Genomic DNA, 23422 nt, shown 5'->3' on the forward strand with positions numbered 1-23422 from the left:
AGCCCCGTGCATTTCTGCGCGGGGCTTTTTATTTACATGAAGATATTAGATATCATCAACCTCAATAACGCCGCTCTCATACAGATCTTTTTCCGTACCTTCAAAGACGACGTAGCTTTCACCACTGTTATCATCAATTGCTTTTAGAATAAACACACTATTAATACCCATTTTATCGGTATCATAGATAACATCTGATTCTACCTGCGGATAATCCATGATCATTACACCATCACGATATAGTTGATAGTGTTGGGTATTCACATCAGAGCGAGACTGGAACTCAAAAATCTCTGTACCATCGGCCTGGTCAACTAAATCAACCCATTGCGGAGCATGGCACTCGAATTCGGTTTCCAGCAATTTAACATTATCAACATCAACTGGCGCACCAGCCGAATTCCACGGCACCTGAATATGCAGGCGTGCACCACCTTCGAAATCCTGTGTGGTAAATGAATAAGTTTCTGTATGCCATTCCGCATTTTTTGCCGTATTAATTTTCCACTCACCCAGCGTCACTGGATAGAGCCCCAGCGTCACTAGCGAAAGCGTTCCGGTGGCATTGCCGCGGCAATCCACTTGTACCTGATACTTAGTATTCGGTTTTAAGGTAATGGTTTGCATAATTGATGCAGTAGAGTTGATCTCACAGTAATGATTTTCTGCATCACCTTCATATTCAATCTGAGACGAACCAGAAAGAACCCATACTTTATCAGTCGTATTTTCGAAATCGCCGTTCACAATTAAATCAGTGCTAATAATCATATTGTTTTCTCCAGAAATAGTTTTGCATTAGTGCCAGAAAACAATAGACGGACGGGCATTGCTGAGTCATATCAAAAACAATAATGTGATATATATTTATGCACCACCAACGACAGATATCAGGGGGATAATTTCTGTTGATGGAAATATGATATCCGATAATAACTATCCCTTGGTATGGGTGGTAAGGTCATCAGTCAGAAAATTAAAGATGAGACAGTGGATAGTGTTTTTTTGTGCAAAAATAGCTGAGATAATTTTCGTGGCAGTCATGACCGCGATCCAGACTTCATAGCAGCAGCACCAATACTTATTCCGCCCGTTCGCAGGCGGTTCAAAGGCAAAAAAAATCCGGAGACGGGAAGCCGCTCCGGATTTTTTGTATCTGTCTTTTGGTCGCGCTTATTCCGCTTCTTCTTCAGCGTGGGCTTCGTTATTGGCATTGCGGGTCATCCACAGCGCCAACGCCTTCAGAGAATCATCAGTAAACTCATCGCAGCGCGCGGTGATCTCTTCCGGCGTCATCCAGCGAACTTCGCTCACCTCTTCTTCCTGTAGCGCAAACGGCCCGTGAGAAACGCAGCTGAACAGGCTTCCCCAGACGCGACAGTTCTTATCTTCAAAGTAGAACTGCCCGTGATCGGCAAACGGCACGCCAGCAATACCTAACTCTTCTTCCGCTTCGCGGCGAGCGGACTCCAGCAGCGGTTCATCAGCCTGAACAACACCCCCAGCGGTGGCGTCCAGCATACCTGGCTGATAGTCTTTCGTCTCCGTACGGCGCTGCACCAGAATTTTCCCCATACCGTCGTGAACGACGATGTAGGTTGCCCTGTGACGCAGACACTGTGCGCGCATCTGTTCACGGCTCGCTTGCGCGATGACCTCATTGTCTTCGTTGACAATATCGACCCATTCCGTGCTTGCCAAATGATTCTGCTCGACCATCCGTAAACCTTAAATTGAAAGCGCTCTTACGGCGCGTTTTATGATTGATGGGTAACTTACGGGTTAATGGCAACCTCTGCAATAACCTGTTGATCATTGAGTGCGAAAACTTGCAGCTTACCCTCGTCAAGCATCCCGAAGCTCGCGGCAAAACCGCCTTTAGGAATGCTAACCGAACCAGGATTAAATAAGAATATGTCGCCTCGTTTTTCTGCGACTGGCAGGTGTGTATGGCCATAAACCAATACATCGCCAGCCGCCAGCGGCGGATGATTGTCAGGGTGATAAAGATGCCCGTGGGTCAAAAACAGGCGCTGTGTTTCAGTGAGCACCTGTTGCCAGGGGGCGGTGATAGGAAACGTCAACAGCATCTGGTCGACTTCGCTATCGCAGTTACCGCGAACCGCGATAATGCGGTCAGCGACCGTGTTCAGTCGCTCGGCAACCTGGGCCGGGGCGTAACCATCCGGCAGCGCGTTACGCGGCCCGTGATTGAGCACATCGCCCAGAATAACCAACCAGCGCGCACCGCTCTCAGCAAAGCGCGCCAGTACCCGTTCCGTGGCCGGTAACGAACCATGAATATCCGATGCAAACATCAGTTTCATTAATCAAATCCCCACAATGATAACCTTGCCATCATAATGGATTTTCACACTTTTTTCAGCCTGCCCGTTTGGCCGAGAGTGCAACATAACGCTGCACGGAGGCCCGCTGCCACTGGAATGTCGCGTAGTCTGCCAGTCTATCCGGCACATCGTCACCGTTCAGTATCAAGCGATTAAGCATTAGCGCCAGGTCGGTATCGGCAATACACCATTCGCCAAACAAGTTTGGGCGGTCATCAGCGAGTAATACACTGGCGGTGTCAAACAGTTTAGCCGCGCTTTTGCGTCCTGCTTCAGTCAAAGGTGCTTTTTTCTCTCCGGCGAAAATGACCGCCGTGGATCGTTCTTCGCGGATGGGCATCAGGTCACTGCGAAGCCATGCCTGAATCTGGCGCGCACGGGCGCGTTTTTGGAGGTCGTGAGGGTAGAGACGCTCCCACTCCGGCGGCGCGAATCGTTCATCAAGATATTCGGTAATGGCGGACGATTCGCTCAGCTCAAAACCATCAACATCCAGCAAGGGAACGCGACGGGTCGCTGAATAGCCTCGCCAACCCGGCTGAAGGTGTTCACCCAGACCAAGGTTGACGGTTTTGAGGGTAAACGGCAGCCCTTTTTCCTGCAGGGCGACATAGACGGACATCACGTAAGGCGAGAAAAAATCAGAATCAGACCAAAGCGTTATCACAGGCTGGCTCATAGCGTCCTCAATCACAGGCAAGAGATGCACGAACGATGGGCGCAGGACGCGCCCATCCAACATAATAGCCAACATAGCCTGTCTGACAGACTATGTCACTTGCCCGCAACATGAGGATTTTGCAATCACCCCACGACCAGCGTTTTCGGCTCCAGATAGGCCTGCATTCCCCATTTACCCATCTCACGACCTAGCCCCGATTGCTTAACGCCACCAAACGGCGCCAGCGGCTCATGCTCAAGCGTGTTGACCATCACGCGACCTGACTCAATCTGCAACGCCAGCGCTTCACCACGTTCGCGTGAGCCGCTCAGTACCATGGCGTTAAGGCCGTAGTCGGTATCGTTGGCAATCGCCAGCGCTTCAGCCTCGTCACGATAGGGGATCAACACCAGCACCGGCCCAAAGATCTCCTCGCGGGCGATTCGCATCTGGTTATTCACGTCGGTAAAAATGGTAGGCCTCACGAACCAGCCGGTTTCCTTGCCCGCAATTCGCCCTTCACCACCGGCCAGAATTCGCGCGCCTTCTTGCTGGCCGAGCTGAATATAGCCCTGCACGCGCAGCCACTGTTTCTGGCTGACCATCGGGCCAATCACCGTCTGGCTGTCTCTCGGGTCGCCAGCGGTGAACGCGGTAATAGCGTCGACAAACGCGTGTTCAAACTCCGCCTGACGTGAGGCAGGCACCAGAATACGCGTCCCGGCAATGCACGCCTGCCCGCTATTCATAAACCCGGCCTCCAGCGCCAGATGCACCGCCGTTTTCACGTCCGCATCATCGAGGATAACCGTAGGCGATTTACCGCCAAGTTCCAGCGTGACGCGTTTGAGCGTACGGGCACCGCTTTCCACGATGTGTTTGCCTACCACAGTCGAGCCGGTAAAGGAGATTTTGGCGATGTCGGGATGGTGATTGATGGTTTCTCCCACCACCTCACCCCGCCCGGTGACAATGTTAAACACACCCGCCGGAATCCGGGCGGCATGCAGCGCTTCGGTAATAATTTGCGTCTGCCAGGCACTCATTTCACTCGGTTTGATAACCGCAGTGCAGCCAGAAGCCATCGCGGTCGCCAGCTTGCTGCAGATAAAACCGGCATCGCTGTTCCACGGGGTAATCAGACCGGCCACCCCGACCGGGGTCATTACCACTGTTGCGCGCCCTACCCGCTCTTCAAAGCTAAATTGTTTCAGTGCATCGATGGCACAGCGAATCGTCTGGGCCGGCCAGGCCGCCATCCAGTTTGCGCGGGCCGATGGCGCGCCGTACTCGGTAATAAGCGCTTCCAGCAGGTCCGCTTCTCGTGCCCGTACGGCCAGGTACATTCTCTCCAGCACCGCAATGCGCTCTTCACGAGTCGTCCGCGACCAGGCCGGAAAAGCGTCTTTCGCCGCCACAATGGCACGCCGAGTATCGTCTTCATCCGCCAGACGAACCTGGCCAATAACCGCTTCGGTCGCGGGGTTGAACAGGTCAAAAAGCTCGCTGCCGTGTGGGGTAACAAACTCGCCGTTGATATAAATTTTGTCGATGTGCAACATGATTCGGTTCTCTACGCCTTGGATGTTTCACAGTATAGGAACGGCGCATCATTGCGATAAGAGGGTATAATATGGACGACCTGTCACGAAAATCGGGATAATCATGCATCGTAGCGGCCTTACCGAACTGGAAATTGTCCTTGCCGTCGCCCGCAGACAAAGCTTCCGCGCCGCCGCGCGCGAGTTAGGCATGTCGGCGACTGCCGTCAGCAATGCCGTCGCCGGGTTGGAGTCGCGGCTTAACGTCCGGCTTTTCAACCGTACGACCCGCAGCGTCGCGCTGACGGAACAGGGTCAGCGCTATGTTTCACGTATTGCTCCCGCGCTGGCGGAAATTCAGCGCGCCGCCGAGGAGATTGCCGCAGAGCCGGGAAACCCAATGGGGACGCTGCGCATCAACGCCCCGCGCGAATGCGTGTCGCTGCTATTCCGGCTGTTTGAAACTTATCTGCAACGCTACCCGCAGATGCGACTTGATATCACCACCGAATCACGACTTATCGACATCGTGTCAGAAGGGTTTGACGCGGGCATCCGTCTCGCCGAGTCCGTCCCGCAGGATATGATTGCCGTCGCCCTGACGCCCGATGCACGCATGCTGATTGTGGGTTCGCCGGACTACTTCGCGCGCCACGGTACGCCACGTTCGCCTGACGACCTCCAGCAGCATCAGAGCATCGGCATGCGCATGTCCCACGGTGGCGTTTACCACTGGGAGCTTGAGTACCATCAGCAAAAATTTACCGTGAATATTCCTCCGCGGATAATCGTCAGCGAAATGCAGGCCATCCACCGCGCTGCGCTCGCCGGGCTGGGACTGGCGTTTATTTCGGAATGGTTTATTCAGGACGAACTCCGCAGCGGCAAACTTATCAGCGTGCTGGATGAGTGGTGCCCAACCTTTGGTGGCCTGCGCCTTTATTATCCGGGGCACCGGCACGTGCTTCCCGCTCTCCGCGCATTTATTGAACTGGCGCACGAACTGAACGCGCGCCAGACGCTGCCGCGCTGAAGATGCTTTAGTGTATGATGTAGAGGAAAACAAAAATTACGGAGAACACCTGCAATGTCTCAGTCTGACGCCATCATTCGCATCAAAAATTTACGCCTGCGTACGTTTATCGGCATTAAGGAAGAGGAGATTGCCAACCGCCAGGACGTGGTTATCAATCTTGAGATTCGCTACCCGGCGGACAAATCACGCAATAGCGAAGACATTAACGATGCGCTGAACTACCGCACCATCACCAAAAGCATAATTCGTCACGTTGAGAATAACCGTTTCTCTTTGCTGGAAAAATTAACTCAGGATGTGCTCGATATCGCACGCGAACATCACTGGGTCACTTATGCTGAAGTGGAAGTCGATAAAGTTCACGCGCTGCGCTACGCCGATTCGGTATCCATTACCCTGAGCTGGCAACGCTAAGCGCTCCCTTCGGGAGGTGGCATGAAAATTCTGATTACCGGCGGCACCGGGTTGATTGGCCGCCATTTAGTTCCGCGTTTACTGACGCTTGGGCATACGGTTTGCGTCGTGACCCGCTCGCCGGAGAAAGCCCGCCAGACGCTCGACCCGCGCGTTGAGCTTTGGTCAGGGCTACAGAATATCTCATCGCTCGACGGCATTGACGCCGTTATCAATCTTGCCGGTGAACCTATCGCCGACAAGCGCTGGACGGCGCAGCAAAAGCAGAAACTGTGCGACAGCCGCTGGGGTATCACCCAGCGGATTAGCGATTTGATCCAGGCGAGCACAACCCCTCCTTCGGTACTGATTTCTGGATCGGCCACCGGCTATTACGGTGACCTTGGTGAAGTCGTGGTGACGGAAGAAGAGCCGCCGCATAACGAATTTACCCATAAGCTATGCGCGCGCTGGGAGCAAATTGCCTGCACAGCGCAGAGCGACCGCACCCGAGTATGCCTGCTGCGTACCGGGGTGGTGCTGGCGCCAAAAGGCGGGATTCTTGGCAAAATGTTGCCGCCGTTTAAGCTCGGCCTCGGCGGCCCTATCGGCAACGGCAGGCAGTATCTGGCGTGGATCCATATCGACGATATGGTCAACGGTATTCTGTGGCTGCTGGATAACGATTTACGCGGGCCTTTCAACATGGTTTCACCTTACCCGGTGCACAACGAACAGTTTTCTCATGCCCTTGGTCAGGCGCTAAATCGCCCGGCGATTCTTCGCGTTCCCGCTACCGTTATCCGCCTGCTGATGGGCGAATCTTCGGTGCTGGTGCTGGGCGGTCAGCGCGCGCTCCCCAAACGGCTGGAAGCCGCCGGGTTCGCGTTTCGCTGGTACGATTTAGACGAAGCGCTGGGCGATATTCTCGCCCATTAATACTCCTCGAAACGGTGATAGCATGTGTCTATCACCTTATATATTCCGTACCACTCCCTCGCCGCCGATGCTAAAGTACGGCTTCAGATTTGGCTTAATGGCATAGGAAAATGGCAATCCTCACCACCCTGCGGCTACGGCTTTCCCCCTTTAACGAAGGCGATTGGCCCTTCTTTCTTCAGCTGCGACAAAACCATGCGGTGATGCAGTTTATGGGGGAAGTGCTGGACGAAGCGGCGATACGTGCAATTTTTACCCGACGCTGCAACTCCCCCGCAATCTTTGTTATCCGTGATGAAAACGGTACACCGCTTGGCGATATAGGGCTGCAGATCAGCAGTAAAAATCCCCATGAGGCGGATGTCGGCTACGCGCTACTCACAGAAGCGCAAGGTAAAGGGTTTGCCAGCGAGGCGCTCGGTGCAATATGCGATTATGGCTTTCAGCAGCTTGGCCTATGGGCCATCAATGCCTGGGTGCTAGGCGATAATCAAGGTTCGGCAAGGCTACTGGAAAAGCACGGTTTTATCCGCACGCAGGTGCTTACAAAAGCCTATCGGCTGAACGGCAAAGATTACGATGATTGGGTCTATCGGCGGGAAAATGCCCCCACGCACGCGTGAGGGCGATTAAGACTTACTTGAGCGCACCGCTCAGGAACTGCTGCAAGCGTGGGCTTTTTGGATGACCAAACACCTCTTCCGGATTGCCTTCTTCCTCAATTTTGCCCTGATGCAGGAAAATCACGTGCGAGGAAACGTGACGAGCAAAGCCCATTTCATGGGTCACCACCACCATGGTTTTCCCCTCTTCCGCCAGCTGCTGCATAATGCGCAGCACTTCACCCACCAGTTCTGGGTCAAGCGCTGAAGTCGGTTCATCAAACAGCAGCACTTCCGGCTCCATCGCCAGCGCACGGGCGATAGAAACACGCTGCTGCTGACCGCCGGACAAGTGCACCGGGTATTTACTCTGTTGGCGCTCGTCGATACCCACTTTTGCAAGGTACTTCACCGCGCGTACGCGCGCTTCCTGTTTACTCAAGCCAAGCACCTGAATCGGCGCTTCCATGACGTTTTCCAGCACCGTCATATGGCTCCACAGGTTGAAGTGCTGAAACACCATCGTCAGGCGCGTGCGCAGCAGACGGAGCTGGTTTTTATCCGCCACCTTCAGCTGGCCGTCGTTATCGCGCACCAGACCAATGTTCTCGCCGTTAACAATAATGGTGCCTTCGCTTGGCTTCTCAAGGAAGTTAATGCAGCGCAAAAAGGTACTCTTGCCGGAACCGGAAGAGCCGATGATGCTTATCACATCCCCGGCGTTCGCCTTCAGCGATACGCCCTTCAGCACCTCGTGCTCGCCATAGCGTTTGTGCAGGTCGATTACGTTTAGTTTTTTATCAGACATCATATTCTCAGTGCGTAGAAGACGGTTTCATGTGCTGTAACCAGCGCTTTTCCGCTTTGCGGAACAGGCTAATCAGCACATAAGAGATGACCAAATAAAGCACCGCCGCAATGCCGAAGGCGGTAAAGGGTTGATAGGTTGCCGAGTTGATATCGCGCGCAATCTTGAGCAGGTCGGGCACGGTGGCGGTAAACGCCAGCGCCGTCGAGTGCAGCATCAGGATAACCTCATTGCTGTAGGCCGGCAGCGCAATGCGCAGAGCCGACGGCAGAATGATGCAGCGATAAAGCTTAAACGACGAAAAGCCGTAAGCGCGAGCCGCTTCCACTTCTCCTGCCGGTACCGAGCGAATCGCCCCGGCAAAAATTTCGGTGGTGTAAGCGCAGGTATTGAGCGTCAGCGCCAGCACCGTACAGTTGAGGCCGCTGCGGAAGAACGCGTTGAGCAGCTCGGTGCCTTTCACAATTTCGAGCGTGTACATACCGGAGTAAAACACCAGCAGCTGCACGTAGAGCGGCGTACCGCGGAAAATATAGGTAAACAGCCACACCGGAAACTTGATGTATTTATTGCTGGAGACGCGTGCAATCGCCAGGAACAGCGCCATTACGCCGCCCATCACCACCGACAGCACCAGCAGCCACAGCGTAATCGCCACGCCGGTGAAGCGATAACCATCGGTCCACAGCAGCGATTTCCAATACTCCTGAATGATCTCAATCACAGGTCAGCCCTCTTGACGCCCACGGAGTAGCGGCGTTCGAGCAGCAGCAACACGCCATTGGAAACGGTAGTGAACAGCAGATAAATCAAGCCACAGACGATGGCGAAGTAGAACGGCTCCCAGGTGCTTTTCCCGGCAAGTTGGGTGGCTTTCACCACGTCTTCCAGCCCCAGCAGCGAGACCAACGCGGTCGCTTTAAGAATAACCTGCCAGTTGTTACCAATGCCCGGCAGCGCATAGCGCATCATGGCGGGGAACAGAATACGGCGGAAGGTTTGCGCACCGGTAAAGCCAAAGGCCGTCGCGGCTTCAATATGCCCTCTCGGCACCGCCATAAACGCGCCGCGAAAGGTCTCGGTGAAATAGGCCCCATAGATAAAGCCCAGGGTAATGATACCGGCGATCATCGGGTCGATATCAAACTGCGCCAGCCCGAGCGCGTCGGTCAGCACGTTGAGCGCCATCTGCAGACCGTAGAAAATCAGCAGCATCAGCACCAAGTCTGGCACGCCACGAATCAGCGTGGTGTAGCCTTCAAAAATTAACGCCAGCACGCGATTTCGGGAGAGCTTCGCTCCCGCGCCGACCAGCCCAATAAGCACGGCCAGAACCACTGAGCTGATTGCCAGCTCAAGGGTGACAAGGGCGCCCTGAAAAATTACCTGTGAAAACCCGTACAGCATGCTGCCAGTCCTGTCTTTACGCCCATCGTTTCGTGCGTGCGAAACGATGGGTTACTCGTGATGATTACTCGCCGTATACGTTAAAATCGAAGTACTTCTTCGCCAGCTTGTCGTAGGTGCCGTCGGCACGCATATCAGCAAACGCTTTGTTCAGCGCGTTTAACAGCTCGGTGTCGTCTTTACGCAGACCCATACCGGTACCGACCCCAAACAGCTTCACGTCTTTAATCGACGGGCCGCCGAACTGATAGTCTTTACCGATAGGCTGTTTCAGGAAACCTTCACTCGCCGCCACTTCATCCTGGAATGCTGCGTCAATACGACCAGCGGTCAGGTCAGAGTAGATATTGTCCTGTCCCTGGTAGGAGACAATTTCAATACCTTTCGGCGCCCAGTGTTCGTTACCGTACGTTTCCTGAGTGGTACCCTGCAGTACGCCCACGCGCTTGCCTTTCAGCGTGGCGAGGTCAGGCGTAATTGGGGAACCCTTTTTCACCACCAGACGAGAGTCTGCGGCGTAGAGTTTGTCGGTAAAGGCGATTTCCTGCTGGCGTTTTTCAGTGATCGACAGCGATGACATGATGGCATCGATTTTCTTCGCTTTCAGCGAGGGGATCAGGGCGTCCAGCGGGTTTTCCACGAAGGTACATTGTGCCTGGATGCGCTTACACAGCTCTTTTGCCAGATCAATGTCGAAACCCACTAATTCACCCTGTGCATTCTTTGATTCGAACGGTGCATACGTAGGGTCGGTACCGATACGCACTTTTTGCGGGATTGCTGCAAATGCGCTTGATGCAGAAGCAAGCGCTAATACCAGAGAAAAAGACAACGCCAGTTTTTTCATAATCATCCTCTACAAGCTGTGATTTTTGTGTGTTTTTTAGAAATAATCTGAGCGGTTATCGTGCCATCTTTCGGCCCTTCAAGGCAAAGCATTCTGCCCTTCAGCCTGGCTTTTTTCTCATTAAAAATGCTTAATTATGCAACCTCGCGCAACTTTCGAACAAAAAACGCACCATCATGGTGCAGAGCAACATTCATGCACCATGATGATACATACGGCCTATTAGTCGCCGTAGACGTTAAAGTTAAAATACTTCTTCGCCATCTTGTCGTAGGTGCCATCGGCACGCAGTTCAGCTAACGCTTTATCAAATGCCGCCTTCAGCTCCACGTCATCTTTACGCAGCCCAACGCCAGTGCCGTCGCCAAAGAATTTTTTATCTTTAACCGACGGGCCAGCAAACTCAAAATCTTTACCAGCAGGCTGTTTCAGGAAGCCTTCGCTTGCAGCCACTTCATCCTGCAATGCCGCGTCCAGACGGCCTGCAGCCAGATCGGCGTAGATCAGGTCCTGGTTTTGATACGCCACCACGTCCACGCCTTTGCTACGCCAGTTTTCATTGGCGTAGGCTTCCTGAGTTGAACCCTGAAGCACGCCGATGTGCTTGCCCTTCAGCCCGTCCAGCGTCGGTTTAATCGGGGAGCCTTTAGCGGCAATCAGGCGGGAGTCCGCAGCGTACAACTTGTTGGAGAAGGCAATCTCCTGCTGGCGTTTCTCGGTGATCGACAACGAAGAGATGATCGCGTCAATTTTCTTCGCCTTCAGTGACGGGATCAGCGCGTCAAAATCGCTGCCAACCCAGGTACACTTGATGCTGGCGCGTTTACACATTTCGTTGCCCAGATCGATATCAAAGCCAACAAAATCGCCTTTGGCATCTTTCGATGAGAACGGCGCGTAGGTGGCATCGGTGCCGATGCGAATGCTCTGTGGCAGTGCGGCAAATACGCTGGAGGCGCTGCTGAGACCCAGCAGCAATGAGAGAGCCAGAACCGTCTTTTTCATACGTTCCCCTATTAAACCGTGATGTCGTTAACTGCTAATAGTTATGTTGTGTTGTGTCTGCAAGACCTACTCTGCATCTTCCGTGCCATCTTTAACCCTGCAAAATAAACAATGTTAAATATGTTAATAAAAAGATAACAAGAGGTGATCATCAGGAAAGATATCAGCCGCTACGTATAAATCGAGCACAAAAGTGCAAACGGGATAATTAAATATCGAGGATTTGATCGGTGTTACAGAATTGCCCTGAAACAGGGCGAAATCGACATTGTGCACAACATGGGCGCAGAACTATGCACCGGTCCAGCGGGTAAAGAGATCTTCTGGGAGTTCGATATCGAAAAGATCGAGCACGCGGCTAACGGTCTGGTTAATCACGTCGTCCAGCGTTTGCGGACGATGATAAAACGCCGGGACCGGCGGCATGATCACCGCACCGATCTCCGCCGCTTGGGTCATCAGGCGCAGATGGCCCAGATGCAGCGGCGTTTCGCGCACGCACAGCACCAGCGGACGACGCTCTTTCAGCACCACGTCGGCAGCACGAGTCAGCAGGCCATCGGTGTAGCTGTTTACAATACCGGAGAGCGTTTTTATCGAGCACGGCAGGATAACCATACCCGCGGTTTTGAACGACCCGGAAGAGATGCTCGCGGCAATATCGCGCGCATCGTGCACCACATCCGCCAGCGCCTGAACGTCGCGCAGCGAAAAATCCGTCTCCAGTGCCAGTGTTTGCCGCGCCGCCTGGCTCATCACCAGATGCGTTTCGACATCCGCTACCGTTTGCAGCACCTGCAGCAGCCGTACGCCGTAAATAGCGCCGCTTGCGCCGGAAATACCAATGATGAGTCGTTTCACACGAACCGCCCTGTAGCCATAATGGGGCAAACTTTGCCGGATTACAGCGCCAGACGCAACCGTAATGCGTCGCTATCGGCCATCAGCTTTGATAATCGCCAGACGGCGGTGGAGAAGCAGACGTTAACCTTTATCCCGTGATTTAGCCGGGCCAACCGTGGCGAAGGCTAAATACGGATTTGGGTAGACGAGGCGTAAAAACGCTTCGGCCGGGCTACGCACCCCACGTAGCCCGGCCGAGCGAAAGTAATGCGGGGAAAATCCCCGAACATTTACCCTTCGTTATGCATCTCTAAATTTTCCACTTCATTCTGCAACTGCACCGCTTTCGCGTCGTCGTTACGCAGAGAGTCGAGGAAATCAAGATAGCTCTGGTCGACGTCTTTGGTCACGTACACACCGTTGAACACCGAGCATTCGAACTGCTGAATATCCGGGTTCTCCGCGCGTACCGCGTCAATCAAATCGTCCAAATCCTGGAAGATAAGCCCGTCAGCGCCGATTATCTGGCGAATCTCATCCACTTCACGCCCGTGAGCGATCAGCTCGGTGGCGGTTGGCATGTCGATACCGTAGACGTTCGGGAAACGAATTTCCGGCGCGGCGGAAGCCAGATAAACTTTCTTCGCGCCAGCTTCACGAGCCATCTCGATAATCTGCTCAGAGGTGGTCCCGCGCACGATGGAGTCATCCACCAGCAGCACGTTCTTATCGCGGAACTCAGCGCGGTTAGCATTGAGCTTACGGCGAACGGACTTACGACGCAGCTGCTGGCCCGGCATGATAAAAGTACGGCCCACGTAGCGGTTTTTCACAAAGCCCTGGCGGTATGGTTTGCCGAGAATACGGGCAATTTCCAGCGCGATATCGCAGGAGGTCTCCGGAATCGGAATCACTACGTCGATATCGAGGTCTTCCCATTCACGCGCAATCTTCTCGCCAAGCTTGGTCCCCATGTTCACACGGGCGCTGTAGACGGAAATCTTGTCGATAAAGGAGTCCGGACGCGCGAAGTAGACGTATTCGAACAGGCACGGGTTGCTCACCGGGTTGTCAGCGCACTGACGGGTGAACAGCTGGCCATTTTCGGTAATGTAAACCGCCTCGCCCGGCGCAACGTCGCGCAGGAATTCGAAGCCGAGGGTGTCCAGCGCCACGCTTTCGGAAGCCACCATGTATTCGGTGCGACCGTCGCCGATATCGCGCTTGCCCAACACCAGTGGACGAATACCGTTAGGGTCACGGAAAGCGACCATGCCGTGGCCGATAATCATCGCTACGCATGCATACGCACCGCGAATCTGGCGGTTGGTAGCGGCGATGGCGGCGAAGATGTTGTCCGCTTCCAGAGGATAGTGACGGAAGTTATCCAGCTCGCTTGCAAAGATATTGAGCAGGATTTCAGAATCGGAGGTGGTGTTAATGTGACGGCGTTTTTCTTCAAACAGCTTTTGACGTAACTCGTGCGCATTGGTCAGGTTGCCGTTATGCGCAAGCGTAATACCGTACGGGGAGTTGACGTAAAAAGGCTGGGCTTCAGACGCGCTGGAGCTGCCCGCCGTTGGGTAACGCACGTGGCCAATACCCATGTTGCCCTGCATACGCTGCATGTGGCGGGCTTCAAAGACATCGCTCACCAGACCGTTCGCTTTACGCAAGCGGAAGCAGTTGTTGGCATCAATGGTGATGATGCCAGCGGCATCCTGTCCACGGTGCTGCAGCACCGTTAGCGCATCATAAATCGACTGGTTAACCGGCATGACACCGGCGATACCGACAATACCGCACATACGTCTTTTCCTCGTTAAGCAACGACCCAAAGCTTATACTTTGGGCAAGAAACTTGACGAGCTTTGAAGGTATTCAAAAAACCATCTGATAACCGGCGAGAAATAGGGAATAAACTGCGAATGCTGCCAGTCATCGCTTTTGGACATTCCGGTAAAGGTGTCAAGGAAGAACAAGATAGCGGCGATGATCAGCACCCCACGTAGCGCGCCGAAGCAGATCCCCAATACCCTGTCTGTACCCGACAGACCGGTTTTCTCCACCAGCTGACCTATCACAAAGTTGACGATAGCGCCGACGATGAGCGTCGCGATGAACAGCGCCGCAATAGCAATCCCATTTCGAACCCGTTCGTCCTCAAAGCCCGTAAACCAGACAGACAGGTCAGTGTAGTAATGGCTGGCAACGTAGAAGGCACAGCCCCATGTCACCAACGATAATGCTTCACGAACAAAGCCGCGGATGAGGCTTACCAAGCAGGATAAGCCCAGCACCGCGATAATGGCGTAATCAATCCAGACCATATACGTCCCACGATTTTACGCCCTGTCATCCAGTTCGGGCGCATTCTAACAGAAAAAGAAAACGTTTGCGTAGGGATTTCCTTCCCCGGCGTAAATAAAAAATGGCGCTGAAAAAATATTCAACGCCATCGTTTTTGGGTGGCTTTTGGCGTTGTTCAGGCCTCGCCCCTCAGGGGTGAGGGAGAAAACCTACGCCTTAGTTCGGCGTATATCCCATCACTACGCCACTCAGCCCCGACAGCTGCTTCAACTCACCAAGTGAGCCTTTCAGCTTATCTTTCGAGGCGTCCGGGCCAACCAGAATACGGGTGATTTTACCCTGAACGGGCGTCGAAGGCGACGTGTAGGCGTGATAACCCGCACCGCGCAGACTTGCCACTATTTCGTTCACTTTATCCGCATTCTTCAATGCACCAAGCTGTACCACATACGCTTTGCCTACCGGCGCCGGTTTCTCTTCCGGCGCGGCTTTCGGAGGTGGCGTCGTTGCCGCAACCTGTTCAGTCACTGGCTGCGGTTTTGGCTGCGGCTTCGGTTTTTCTACCGGTTTAGGCTTTGGCAGTTCAGCCGCAGGCGGTATCTGCTCGAGCTCGCCGTTGCCGCTAACTGACAGACGGCTGGAATCCAGCGACGGCGCAGCGGCATCTCCTGCCCTCACTTCTTCAGCCGCGCCTTCAGGCGGTTGAGCAGGCAGCGCCTGCGTCGCCGTCGGCAGCATATCTGGCTCATCGCGATCGCCCGGTTTCGGCACCAGCGGGATGGCTGCAAACTCATCCTGATAATGCTTTTTTTGCCCGTCAAGCAGCCCTGGCAGCACAATGACCCCCAGCGCGACTAATACAATCGTCCCGACGAGACGGTTTTGAAACTTACTTGCCACCGGCACTCCCCGCGTCCAACACTTCCATCACATGCGCTACCGTGTGGAACGAACCACACACCAGCACCGTATCTTCAGGCGCTGCATCAGCCATGGCCGCATGCCACGCCTGTGCCACATTGCTATAAATGGCACCAGCGCGCAAATGTTCGCACAGCTGTTCCGCCGTCGCACCGCGCGGCCCTTCAAGCGGCGCGCAGTACCAGCTATCCACAACGTCTTGCAGACACGCCAGCGTACCGGCGATGTCCTTATCATGCAGCATACCAATAACCGCCAGCACTCGCCCGGTTTTCGGCAATGATTTGAGACGCCCAGCAAGATAGGCCGCGGCGTGCGGGTTATGCGCCACGTCAAGAATCACCCGCGGCTCAAGCTGGATGGTCTGGAAACGGCCAGGAAGAATCGCGCTGGCAATACCTTCGCGAATAACCTCCTCGCTCACCTTTAGCCCGCTGGCACGCAGCGCGGCAAGCGCCGTGGCGGCGTTAGGCTGCGGCACGTTTGGCAGCGGCAGGTTACGCAGTTCGCCCTGCGCGTCGCTGAAGGTCCAGCTATCACCTTCAACGCTATAGCGCCAGTCAACGTCACGCTGCAGCAGCTGCGCGCCTTTTTCGCGAGCCACATCGGCAATGGTGTGCGGCATATCCGGCTCTCCGACTACCGCAGGTCGATGAGCGCGGAACACGCCCGCTTTTTCGCGGCCAATGCTTTCACGGTCCGGCCCCAGCCAGTCGGTGTGGTCCAGCGCGATGCTGGTGACGACAGAAACGTCGGCATCCACAATGTTAGTGGCATCCAGGCGCCCGCCCAGACCCACTTCCAGAATCACCACATCCAGCGCAGCCTGCTTAAACAGCCACAGCGCTGAAAGCGTACCGTACTCAAAATAGGTCAGCGATGTTTCGCCACGCGCCGCTTCTATCGCCGCAAACGAGGCGGTGTGTGCGCTTTCTGGCAGTTCAGCGCCCTGCACACGCACGCGTTCGGTGTAGCGAACCAGATGTGGGGAGCTATAAACCCCCACCTTGTAGCCCGCCGCCATCAGGATAGTTTCCAGCGTGCGGCAGGTGGTGCCCTTGCCGTTCGTACCCGCAACGGTAAAGACAAACGGCGCTGGCTTCAGCACGTCCAGATTCCCGCCCACCTGACTTACGCGCGCCAGGCCGAGATCGATAGTTTTGGAGTGAAGATTTTCCAGATAAGAAAGCCACGTAGCCAGGGGCGACGTGGCCTGAGGAATAAGATGTTTGTCCATGGTGTCGCAACTTCCAACAGCGGTGAGTAAAAGCAAAAAGGGCAGAGCCACCCGGCCCTGCCCTTTGGATTATCAGGCCTCTGGTTCCTGATCCGGTACCGGTGGTACCACCACGCTTTCGCGCGGCGCATCCGGGTTCGGTGCCGGGAGATTCATCAGCTTCGCCAGAATGCTGGCAAGCTTCAGACGCATTTCCGGGCGGCGAACGATCATGTCGATAGCGCCCTTCTCGATGAGGAACTCACTGCGCTGGAAGCCCGGTGGCAGTTTCTCACGAACGGTCTGTTCAATAACGCGTGGACCGGCAAAGCCAATCAGCGCTTTCGGCTCAGCGATGTTCAGGTCGCCCAGCATCGCGAAGCTCGCAGAGACGCCACCCATGGTTGGGTCGGTCAGCACGGAGATGTACGGTAAACCGCGTTCCTGCATTTTCGCCAGCGCCGCAGAGGTTTTCGCCATCTGCATCAGTGACATCAGCGCTTCCTGCATACGCGCACCGCCGGAAGCGGAGAAGCAGATAAGCGGGCAGTTGTCTTCCAGCGCCTGTTCAACGGCACGGACAAAACGCGCACCGACAACAGAACCCATTGAGCCGCCCATAAAGGAGAACTCAAAGGCCGCACCGACAACCGGCATACCGTGCAGGGTGCCTTTCATTACGATCAGCGCGTCTTTTTCACCTGTCTCTTTCTGAGCAGATGCCAGACGGTCTTTGTATTTTTTAGAGTCACGGAACTTCAGCACGTCTTTCGGCTCAAGTTCACTACCCAGTTCTACCAGGGACCCTTCATCTAACAGGCTATGCAGGCGATTACGCGCTGACATACGCATGTGATGATCGCACTTCGGGCAAACCTCGAGGTTACGCTCCAGCTCAGCGCGATACAGAACCTGACCACAGCTATCGCATTTGGTCCACACCCCTTCAGGGATGCTCGCCTTACGGGTAGGTGTGATATTGCTTTTAATTCGTTCAATCCAGCTCATTGATAACCTTTCTGCCTGAACCTGGTCGATGCCAGTTTTGCCATAAGGGGGCGCGCATAATGCCACTTTTGCCCCTCATAGACCATGAATGTTGCACATTAAAACATAACAGCCCGAAACTTGGCATAAAAAAGTGGTCGAACCGCGAAACATGTCGTAACAGGGCACGGCTGAATCGTGCCCTGCGTGCAGGGTTTATTTTGCCTGTTTTGCTGCCTTGCGACGGTGACGAATCACTTCAATCACGCCCGGCAATATCGACAGCACGATGATGGCAACAATCAGCAGCTTCAGGTTTTCCTGAACCACCGGCAGATCGCCAAACAGGTAGCCCGCGTAGGTGAACAACAGCACCCACAGCAGCCCACCGGTCACGTTGTAGATAGCAAAATGACGATAGGACATATGGCCCATTCCCGCCACAAATGGCGCAAATGTTCTGACGATAGGCACAAATCGCGCCAGAATAATGGTTTTTCCGCCGTGCTTATCGTAGAACGCATGGGTTTTGTCGAGGTAGCTACGACGGAAGATTTTCGAGTTCGGGTTGCTAAAGAGCTTTTCACCAAACAGCCGACCAATGGTGTAGTTCACCGCATCGCCGACAATCGCTGCAATGACCATCAGCACCACCATCAGATGGACGTTGAGATCGTTGGTTGGCAGCGCCGACAAGGCACCGGCAACAAACAGCAGCGAGTCGCCCGGCAGGAACGGCGTCACCACCAGCCCCGTTTCGCAGAACAAGATCAGGAACAAAATGGCGTAAACCCAGATGCCGTACTGCGCAACCAGCTCCGCCAGGTGCACATCAATGTGCAGGATGAAATCAATCAAAAAACGGATGAGATCCATATTGTCTTAGCCCTAAATGACTTCGTTAGTCCGCCAGGAAAAGCGGGCCCATCGGCGCGGCGGGCAGTTCAAAGTGGGCGGGATAGTCTACCGCCACCAGGTACAGCCCTTCCGCTTTTGCCGTTGCGGCGGCAAGCGTCCTGTCTTTTGCCGCCAGCAGTTCTGCAATCCAGCTCTCCGGCTGGTTTCCTGAGCCAACTTCCATCAGGCTGCCAACAATATTCCTTACCATGTGATGCACAAAGGCGTTTGCTTTAATGTCCACCACAATATAGTTGCCATAGCGCGTCACGTTGATATGCATAACGTTACGCCATGGCGTACGCGACTGGCACTGCACCGCACGAAACGAGGTGAAGTCATTCTCGCCCAGCAGACTCTGTGCGGCGCGGTGCATCCGCTCCGCATCCAGCGGCTGGTGATAATGCGTCACGCCCTGGCCCAACACCGCCGGACGCAGCCGGTGGTTATAGATGACATAGCGGTAGCGACGCGCCGTCGCGCTAAAGCGGGCGTGAAAATCGTCGGGAACAGCTTTCACCCAACGCACCGCGATGTCACCAGGTAAATTCGCATTTACACCCAGCGTCCATGCGGCGTCTTTACGCAACGCGTGGGTTTCAAAATGCACCACCTGACCCGTGCCGTGAACGCCCGCGTCGGTACGCCCGGCGCAATAGACGTTGATAGGCTCGTTGGCCACCTGCGAGAGCGCTTTTTCGAGCTTCTCCTGCACGCTGCGCACTTCATTTTGCCGCTGCCAGCCGTAGTATTTGCTGCCGTCGTACTCAATGCCCAGCGCAATTCGATAGACCGGCAGTTGCTCCATGTCAGACATTAGTACAGATACTCCTGCACCAATTTTTCAGCGGTTTTGACCGCCATCAGCGCGCCGCCAAAGCGAACGTTATCGGCAACGGACCAGAACTGAACCTGCTCCGGCATGCCGTAATCGTTGCGTACGCAGCCGATAGAGAGATGCGCACTGCCGGTCGCATCGCCAACCTGAGTCGGGAATTCCCCCTCTTCAGACAGCACGATGTCTTCGCCACGGGAGAAAGCATCGCGCGCTTCTTCCGCAGACAGCGGGCGCATGGCTTCAAAACTCACCATCTGCGCGTGGCCGTAGAACACCGGCGACTGCACGCAGCTTGCAGAGATCATCAGGCCTTCGTCCTGCAGGATTTTGCGCACCTGGTCGACAATACGACGCTCTTCGCGCACGCTACCTTCACGGTCCGGCAGCAGCGGCAGCATGTTGAACGCCAACTGACGACCAAAGAAATCATCTTCATCAATCGGAATACCGTTCAGCAGTTTGGCGCTCTGCCCTGCCAGCGCATCAACAGCTTTCTTGCCGTGCGCGGAGGCGGAGATCAGGCTGGTCACGTTGATACGCGACAGGCCACCGTCATCAATCAGCGGCTTCAGCGCGGCCAGCAGCTGGCTGGTCTGGCTATCGGCTACGGCAATCAGGTTACGGTTGCGGTAATCTGCCATTACGAACGGGTTCACGTCCGGAACGACCAGCGGCACGTCCGGCTCCAGCGCAAACAGACCGCTGAGGTCAATAACCAGGCAGCCCGCGTTGGTGGCTTCTTCGGCATAGCTTGCCGATGCTTCCTGACCCGCGGCAAAGAATGCCAGCTGAGCCTGAGTCCAGTCGAACTCTGCGGCGTCCTGCACCCTGACCGATTTACCGTTAAAACGCAGATGTTCGCCCGCGCTGTCGGTGCGCGCCAGCGCATAGATATCACCCACCGGGAACTGACGTTCAGCAAGGGTTTCAAGCAGGGCTTCGCCTACGGCGCCGGTTGCGCCCAGGATGGCAATATTCCAGCCTTCAGACATGGTGATTTACTCCAGAAAAAGCGACTCTGCCGGAGTATCCAGCAGAGTGATTAAGAAGACATTAACAATGTACGGCGTTAAACCCGAGTTTTTGCAGCAGCTCGGCGGCATCGGCATCATCACACTCAACGGTTAATGATGACCACTCACGACGCTCGAGATAATTTTTGCGCAGTTTGTCGAACTCGCCCGGGATCCCCGCCACTTTTCGCAGCGGCGCGTCATCGCGGCGCACATCATACACCAAATGGACCAGTCTTTTCAGCGTAGGCTGATCGAGCGGACCGTGCAGGCTAATACGGCCAAACTCCGGCGCGGGCATCAGCGTAGAGAGCGCCACTTCCTGCGGTTGACCGATAAACTGACTGTAGGCTTCAAACACCTGGGTGGTGCCGCGCGCTTTGCCTTCCAGCGTGTAACCTGCGATATGCGAGGTGCCCAGATCCACTTTATCAAGCAGCGCCAGGTTGAGATCAGGCTCGGGTTCCCAGACATCCAGCACGACGCTAAGATTCTGTCCTTCTTCCAGACATTTCAGCAGCGCAGCGTTATCGACGACCGGGCCACGACAGGCGTTGATCAGAATCGTCCCCGGCTTCAGGCGGCGAATCAGCGCTTCATCGGCAAGATGCAGAGACTTGTACTGCCCTTCTTTATAGAGCGGCGTATGGAAAGTGATAACGTCAGCTTCAGCAACCAGTTCGTCGAGCGAGCGGAAATCGCCTTCGTCGCCGTTGTCCGCACGCGGCGGATCGCAGAGCAGGGTTTTAATGCCCAACGCCTCAAGGCGCTTTTGCAGACGACCGCCCACGTTACCCACCCCGACAATACCAACGGTGCGGTCAGCCAGCGCAAAGCCGTCTCGTTCGGCCAGCATCAGTAGCGCCGAGAAAACATATTCCACCACGGCAATCGCGTTACAGCCAGGTGCTGCGGAGAAGCCAATCCCCGCCTGGGTCAGCCACGACTGGTCGACGTGGTCGGTGCCCGCCGTCGCCGTCCCGACAAATTTAATCGCCTTGTCACCGAGCAGCGCTTCATTCACCTTCGTTACCGAGCGCACCATTAGCGCATCGGCATCGGTTAGCGCGTCGGTCGGAATCGGGCGGCCAGGAACAGCCCTCACCTCGCCCAGGCGGCTAAAAAGCTCACGGGCGTAGGGCATATTTTCATCAACAAGGATTTTCACGGTTCAGTACCTGTCTGAGAGCGAGAGTAAACCGGGGAAGTGTGCCATAATCTTGCCGCCAGGAATACTCGCGCCTGGCATCAGTACCGCTTTGCAGAAAGGAATAATCATGACGCAACCCATCTCAGGTATGCCTGCGCGCCCTCCGGGGCCGGCCCTACACCGCTTTCCAATGCTGGAGAGCAGCCGCTGAGTCTCCAGCAACGCACCGTGCTGGAACGCTTGATCACGCGCCTTATCACGATGACCTCACAGCAAAATGCTGAGGTATGGGCTGGCGTGAAGCACGATCTGGGCGTGAAAAGCGATACGCCGTTGCTGTCGCGTCACTTCCCGGCAGCGGAACAGAATTTAAATCAGCGCATCGGTACTGCCGAGCAGAACTTCAGCATGAGACAAACGCTGTCTCAGTTGACCGAGCTGCTGGGTCAGGGAAACAACCGTCAGGCCGTCAGCGATTTTATTCGCCAGCAGTACGGGCAAACCGCGTTGAACCAGCTAACGCTGCCGCAGCTTAAAAATGTGCTGCAGCTACTCCAGCGTGGCCAGCTTTCTATTCCTCAACCGCAGCAGCGCCCGGCGACCGACCGCCCGCTTCTCCCAGCGGAGTACACCACGCTCAATCAGCTGGTTGGCAAGCTTTCTGCGGCCACCGGTGAGCCGAGCAAGCAAATCTGGCAGTCGCTGATAGAGCTCGCCAGCGTGAAGCCCGAGGCGCTCTATTCAGATAAAGCGCAAACACCTTCCAGCGAGGCCAATAAGCCGTTGTGGCAGTCGCTTCAGGAATTTTCGCCGGTTAAAACCAGCGAGCTTATTCCCGCTAAATATTTCACTTCGCTGGTGACGTTGCTGCAAGCACGATTGACGCTGAGCACGCACCCTGCGCCTACGCTTAACGTTCTTCAGGCGGCGCTAAAGCAACCACTGGGCGATCAGGAGTTTCAGGTGCTGCGTGATTACGGGCAGCAGAACTGGAATATTACGCTGCAAACGGTGCTGACCCCCGTTCAGGTTCAGGAGTTGCTTAATCTGCTTTTCCTCAAGCGTATTGAGCGTGAGCGCGTGGCACATGCCGAGGCGCAGGCGCTGGAAGCACGTAATATCCAACCAATTTACGCGCCGTTTGCGCCGATGATCACTTCAATTAAGTCGCTGTCGGCACGTCCTGGGTTGGCTTTTGTGGTGCTGGTTGTGGTGGCGGTGTTGCTTTGGGTGCTCTTGTAAGCTCGGCAACTGGGCATCACTACATCATCATTTGCTGGAAATAGGGTGCGAGGCATGTTCCTTACTTTCCAGTGATCCCATGTACACAAATACCAGGGACAAAACCTGATATTTGTCAGTAAGGTGAAGGGTTCCGTTCACTTTACGTCAGGCTGAACATGAAGACTCTTCACCGGTGAACGGGCCAAGGGGTGCGGCCGCGCACCCCTTCGCAATCCCCGCGGCCCCGCAGGGAAATCGGTGCTTCGCACTACGCTCGCCTACGAACTCCAGCCTTCGGCACGGCGAAACTCGACGTCCTGTCTCGGTTCGCCTCAGTCCGCCATCCATGGCGGACTGACCTTGACTTCCATTCTCCGGCTCGCCGATTTCCAGCGGGGACTCATCGGTTTCAGTGACTTTGTTTTTTCTGTTAATT

24 protein-coding genes and 1 pseudogene are annotated in these 23422 nt (G+C 55.0%); 5 read left to right on the forward strand and 20 right to left on the reverse strand.

All coding sequences use genetic code 11. The features are described 5' to 3' along the window. Window positions 1–45 precede the first annotated feature (45 nt). From GKAS_RS05425 to GKAS_RS05445, 5 genes are all read right to left on the reverse strand, one after another. Complete coding sequence (locus tag GKAS_RS05425) at window positions 46–771, reverse strand: carbohydrate binding domain-containing protein (RefSeq protein ID WP_035892497.1); 726 nt, start codon at window positions 769–771, stop codon at window positions 46–48. Window positions 772–1173: 402 nt separating this feature from the next. After that, on the reverse strand, window positions 1174–1719 hold the full coding sequence (gene yfcD / locus GKAS_RS05430; protein WP_035892498.1) for an NUDIX hydrolase YfcD: 546 nt from the start codon (window positions 1717–1719) through the stop codon (window positions 1174–1176). 56 nt (window positions 1720–1775) lie between these two features. Further along, on the reverse strand, window positions 1776–2327 hold the full coding sequence (gene yfcE, locus GKAS_RS05435; protein WP_035892499.1) for a phosphodiesterase: 552 nt from the start codon (window positions 2325–2327) through the stop codon (window positions 1776–1778). A gap of 55 nt (window positions 2328–2382) precedes the next feature. Next, window positions 2383–3027, reverse strand: a complete 645-nt coding sequence (gene yfcF, locus GKAS_RS05440) for a glutathione transferase (RefSeq protein ID WP_035892500.1) — start codon at window positions 3025–3027, stop codon at window positions 2383–2385. Window positions 3028–3152: 125 nt separating this feature from the next. Beyond that, on the reverse strand, window positions 3153–4571 hold the full coding sequence (locus GKAS_RS05445; RefSeq protein WP_035892502.1) for an aldehyde dehydrogenase family protein: 1419 nt from the start codon (window positions 4569–4571) through the stop codon (window positions 3153–3155). A gap of 103 nt (window positions 4572–4674) precedes the next feature. Between GKAS_RS05445 and GKAS_RS05450 the strand changes: the two genes are divergently transcribed. From GKAS_RS05450 to GKAS_RS05465, 4 genes are all read left to right on the forward strand, one after another. Continuing rightward, window positions 4675–5583: a LysR family transcriptional regulator gene (locus tag GKAS_RS05450; protein WP_035892503.1), complete on the forward strand. Its 909-nt coding sequence runs from the start codon at window positions 4675–4677 to the stop codon at window positions 5581–5583. Window positions 5584–5637: 54 nt separating this feature from the next. Next, on the forward strand, window positions 5638–6000 hold the full coding sequence (gene folX, locus GKAS_RS05455; RefSeq protein ID WP_035892505.1) for a dihydroneopterin triphosphate 2'-epimerase: 363 nt from the start codon (window positions 5638–5640) through the stop codon (window positions 5998–6000). A gap of 21 nt (window positions 6001–6021) precedes the next feature. Next, on the forward strand, window positions 6022–6918 hold the full coding sequence (locus GKAS_RS05460) for a TIGR01777 family oxidoreductase (protein ID WP_035892507.1): 897 nt from the start codon (window positions 6022–6024) through the stop codon (window positions 6916–6918). A gap of 110 nt (window positions 6919–7028) precedes the next feature. Beyond that, on the forward strand, window positions 7029–7541 hold the full coding sequence (locus tag GKAS_RS05465; RefSeq protein ID WP_035892508.1) for a GNAT family N-acetyltransferase: 513 nt from the start codon (window positions 7029–7031) through the stop codon (window positions 7539–7541). A gap of 13 nt (window positions 7542–7554) precedes the next feature. On the opposite strand, the gene hisP is transcribed toward GKAS_RS05465, so the two are convergent. From hisP to pdxB, 15 genes are all read right to left on the reverse strand, one after another. Further along, a complete protein-coding gene (hisP, locus tag GKAS_RS05470) occupies window positions 7555–8328 on the reverse strand; it encodes a histidine ABC transporter ATP-binding protein HisP (protein WP_035892510.1) in 774 nt (257 codons plus the stop codon). 7 nt (window positions 8329–8335) lie between these two features. Then, window positions 8336–9052, reverse strand: a complete 717-nt coding sequence (locus GKAS_RS05475) for an ABC transporter permease (protein ID WP_035892511.1) — start codon at window positions 9050–9052, stop codon at window positions 8336–8338. After that, window positions 9049–9735, reverse strand: coding sequence for a histidine ABC transporter permease HisQ (locus GKAS_RS05480; protein ID WP_035892513.1), 687 nt, complete (start codon window positions 9733–9735; stop codon window positions 9049–9051). The genes GKAS_RS05475 and GKAS_RS05480 overlap by 4 nt, the downstream gene beginning before the upstream one ends. A gap of 64 nt (window positions 9736–9799) precedes the next feature. Beyond that, window positions 9800–10582, reverse strand: a complete 783-nt coding sequence (gene hisJ, locus GKAS_RS05485) for a histidine ABC transporter substrate-binding protein HisJ (protein ID WP_035892515.1) — start codon at window positions 10580–10582, stop codon at window positions 9800–9802. Window positions 10583–10804: 222 nt separating this feature from the next. After that, on the reverse strand, window positions 10805–11587 hold the full coding sequence (argT, locus tag GKAS_RS05490; RefSeq protein ID WP_035892516.1) for a lysine/arginine/ornithine ABC transporter substrate-binding protein ArgT: 783 nt from the start codon (window positions 11585–11587) through the stop codon (window positions 10805–10807). Window positions 11588–11878: 291 nt separating this feature from the next. Then, window positions 11879–12448 carry a UbiX family flavin prenyltransferase gene (locus GKAS_RS05495; RefSeq protein ID WP_035892517.1) on the reverse strand — a complete coding sequence of 190 codons (570 nt, stop codon included), beginning with the start codon at window positions 12446–12448 and terminating at the stop codon, window positions 11879–11881. Window positions 12449–12720: 272 nt separating this feature from the next. Then, window positions 12721–14238 carry an amidophosphoribosyltransferase gene (gene purF / locus GKAS_RS05500; protein ID WP_035892518.1) on the reverse strand — a complete coding sequence of 506 codons (1518 nt, stop codon included), beginning with the start codon at window positions 14236–14238 and terminating at the stop codon, window positions 12721–12723. A 33-nt stretch (window positions 14239–14271) separates the two neighbouring features. Continuing rightward, window positions 14272–14760, reverse strand: coding sequence for a colicin V production protein (cvpA, locus tag GKAS_RS05505; protein WP_035892519.1), 489 nt, complete (start codon window positions 14758–14760; stop codon window positions 14272–14274). 196 nt (window positions 14761–14956) lie between these two features. Continuing rightward, a complete protein-coding gene (gene dedD, locus GKAS_RS05510; RefSeq protein WP_035892530.1) occupies window positions 14957–15640 on the reverse strand; it encodes a cell division protein DedD in 684 nt (227 codons plus the stop codon). Next, on the reverse strand, window positions 15630–16898 hold the full coding sequence (gene folC / locus GKAS_RS05515; RefSeq protein ID WP_035892520.1) for a bifunctional tetrahydrofolate synthase/dihydrofolate synthase: 1269 nt from the start codon (window positions 16896–16898) through the stop codon (window positions 15630–15632). Before folC ends, dedD begins: the two co-directional genes overlap by 11 nt. Before the next feature lie 72 nt (window positions 16899–16970). Next, window positions 16971–17885, reverse strand: coding sequence for an acetyl-CoA carboxylase, carboxyltransferase subunit beta (accD, locus tag GKAS_RS05520; protein ID WP_035892521.1), 915 nt, complete (start codon window positions 17883–17885; stop codon window positions 16971–16973). Window positions 17886–18080: 195 nt separating this feature from the next. Continuing rightward, window positions 18081–18740, reverse strand: coding sequence for a DedA family protein (locus tag GKAS_RS05525; protein WP_035892522.1), 660 nt, complete (start codon window positions 18738–18740; stop codon window positions 18081–18083). A 25-nt stretch (window positions 18741–18765) separates the two neighbouring features. Then, window positions 18766–19578, reverse strand: a complete 813-nt coding sequence (gene truA, locus GKAS_RS05530) for a tRNA pseudouridine(38-40) synthase TruA (RefSeq protein WP_035892523.1) — start codon at window positions 19576–19578, stop codon at window positions 18766–18768. Next, window positions 19578–20591: an aspartate-semialdehyde dehydrogenase gene (locus GKAS_RS05535; RefSeq protein ID WP_035892524.1), complete on the reverse strand. Its 1014-nt coding sequence runs from the start codon at window positions 20589–20591 to the stop codon at window positions 19578–19580. The genes truA and GKAS_RS05535 overlap by 1 nt, the downstream gene beginning before the upstream one ends. 61 nt (window positions 20592–20652) lie before the next feature. Beyond that, window positions 20653–21780, reverse strand: coding sequence for a 4-phosphoerythronate dehydrogenase PdxB (pdxB, locus tag GKAS_RS05540; RefSeq protein WP_035892526.1), 1128 nt, complete (start codon window positions 21778–21780; stop codon window positions 20653–20655). Window positions 21781–21889: 109 nt separating this feature from the next. Here pdxB and GKAS_RS05545 point away from each other — a divergent pair. After that, a pseudogene (locus tag GKAS_RS05545) lies at window positions 21890–23004 on the forward strand (flagella biosynthesis regulator). Window positions 23005–23422 lie beyond the last annotated feature (418 nt).

This window comes from Kluyvera ascorbata ATCC 33433, from assembly GCF_000735365.1.
GTDB classification, from domain to species: domain Bacteria; phylum Pseudomonadota; class Gammaproteobacteria; order Enterobacterales; family Enterobacteriaceae; genus Kluyvera; species Kluyvera ascorbata.

Bases quoted from the DNA above. Each gene is read 5' to 3' on its own strand.
- GKAS_RS05425 (WP_035892497.1), bottom strand. From the start codon at position 771: ATGATTATTAGCACTGATTTAATTGTGAACGGCGATTTCGAAAATACG.
- yfcD (WP_035892498.1), bottom strand. From the start codon at position 1,719: ATGGTCGAGCAGAATCATTTGGCAAGCACGGAATGGGTCGATATTGTC.
- yfcE (WP_035892499.1), bottom strand. From the start codon at position 2,327: ATGAAACTGATGTTTGCATCGGATATTCATGGTTCGTTACCGGCCACG.
- yfcF (WP_035892500.1), bottom strand. From the start codon at position 3,027: ATGAGCCAGCCTGTGATAACGCTTTGGTCTGATTCTGATTTTTTCTCG.
- GKAS_RS05445 (WP_035892502.1), bottom strand. From the start codon at position 4,571: ATGTTGCACATCGACAAAATTTATATCAACGGCGAGTTTGTTACCCCA.
- GKAS_RS05450 (WP_035892503.1), top strand. From the start codon at position 4,675: ATGCATCGTAGCGGCCTTACCGAACTGGAAATTGTCCTTGCCGTCGCC.
- folX (WP_035892505.1), top strand. From the start codon at position 5,638: ATGTCTCAGTCTGACGCCATCATTCGCATCAAAAATTTACGCCTGCGT.
- GKAS_RS05460 (WP_035892507.1), top strand. From the start codon at position 6,022: ATGAAAATTCTGATTACCGGCGGCACCGGGTTGATTGGCCGCCATTTA.
- GKAS_RS05465 (WP_035892508.1), top strand. From the start codon at position 7,029: ATGGCAATCCTCACCACCCTGCGGCTACGGCTTTCCCCCTTTAACGAA.
- hisP (WP_035892510.1), bottom strand. From the start codon at position 8,328: ATGTCTGATAAAAAACTAAACGTAATCGACCTGCACAAACGCTATGGC.
- GKAS_RS05480 (WP_035892513.1), bottom strand. From the start codon at position 9,735: ATGCTGTACGGGTTTTCACAGGTAATTTTTCAGGGCGCCCTTGTCACC.
- hisJ (WP_035892515.1), bottom strand. From the start codon at position 10,582: ATGAAAAAACTGGCGTTGTCTTTTTCTCTGGTATTAGCGCTTGCTTCT.
- argT (WP_035892516.1), bottom strand. From the start codon at position 11,587: ATGAAAAAGACGGTTCTGGCTCTCTCATTGCTGCTGGGTCTCAGCAGC.
- purF (WP_035892518.1), bottom strand. From the start codon at position 14,238: ATGTGCGGTATTGTCGGTATCGCCGGTGTCATGCCGGTTAACCAGTCG.
- cvpA (WP_035892519.1), bottom strand. From the start codon at position 14,760: ATGGTCTGGATTGATTACGCCATTATCGCGGTGCTGGGCTTATCCTGC.
- folC (WP_035892520.1), bottom strand. From the start codon at position 16,898: ATGGACAAACATCTTATTCCTCAGGCCACGTCGCCCCTGGCTACGTGG.
- accD (WP_035892521.1), bottom strand. From the start codon at position 17,885: ATGAGCTGGATTGAACGAATTAAAAGCAATATCACACCTACCCGTAAG.
- GKAS_RS05525 (WP_035892522.1), bottom strand. From the start codon at position 18,740: ATGGATCTCATCCGTTTTTTGATTGATTTCATCCTGCACATTGATGTG.
- truA (WP_035892523.1), bottom strand. From the start codon at position 19,578: ATGTCTGACATGGAGCAACTGCCGGTCTATCGAATTGCGCTGGGCATT.
- GKAS_RS05535 (WP_035892524.1), bottom strand. From the start codon at position 20,591: ATGTCTGAAGGCTGGAATATTGCCATCCTGGGCGCAACCGGCGCCGTA.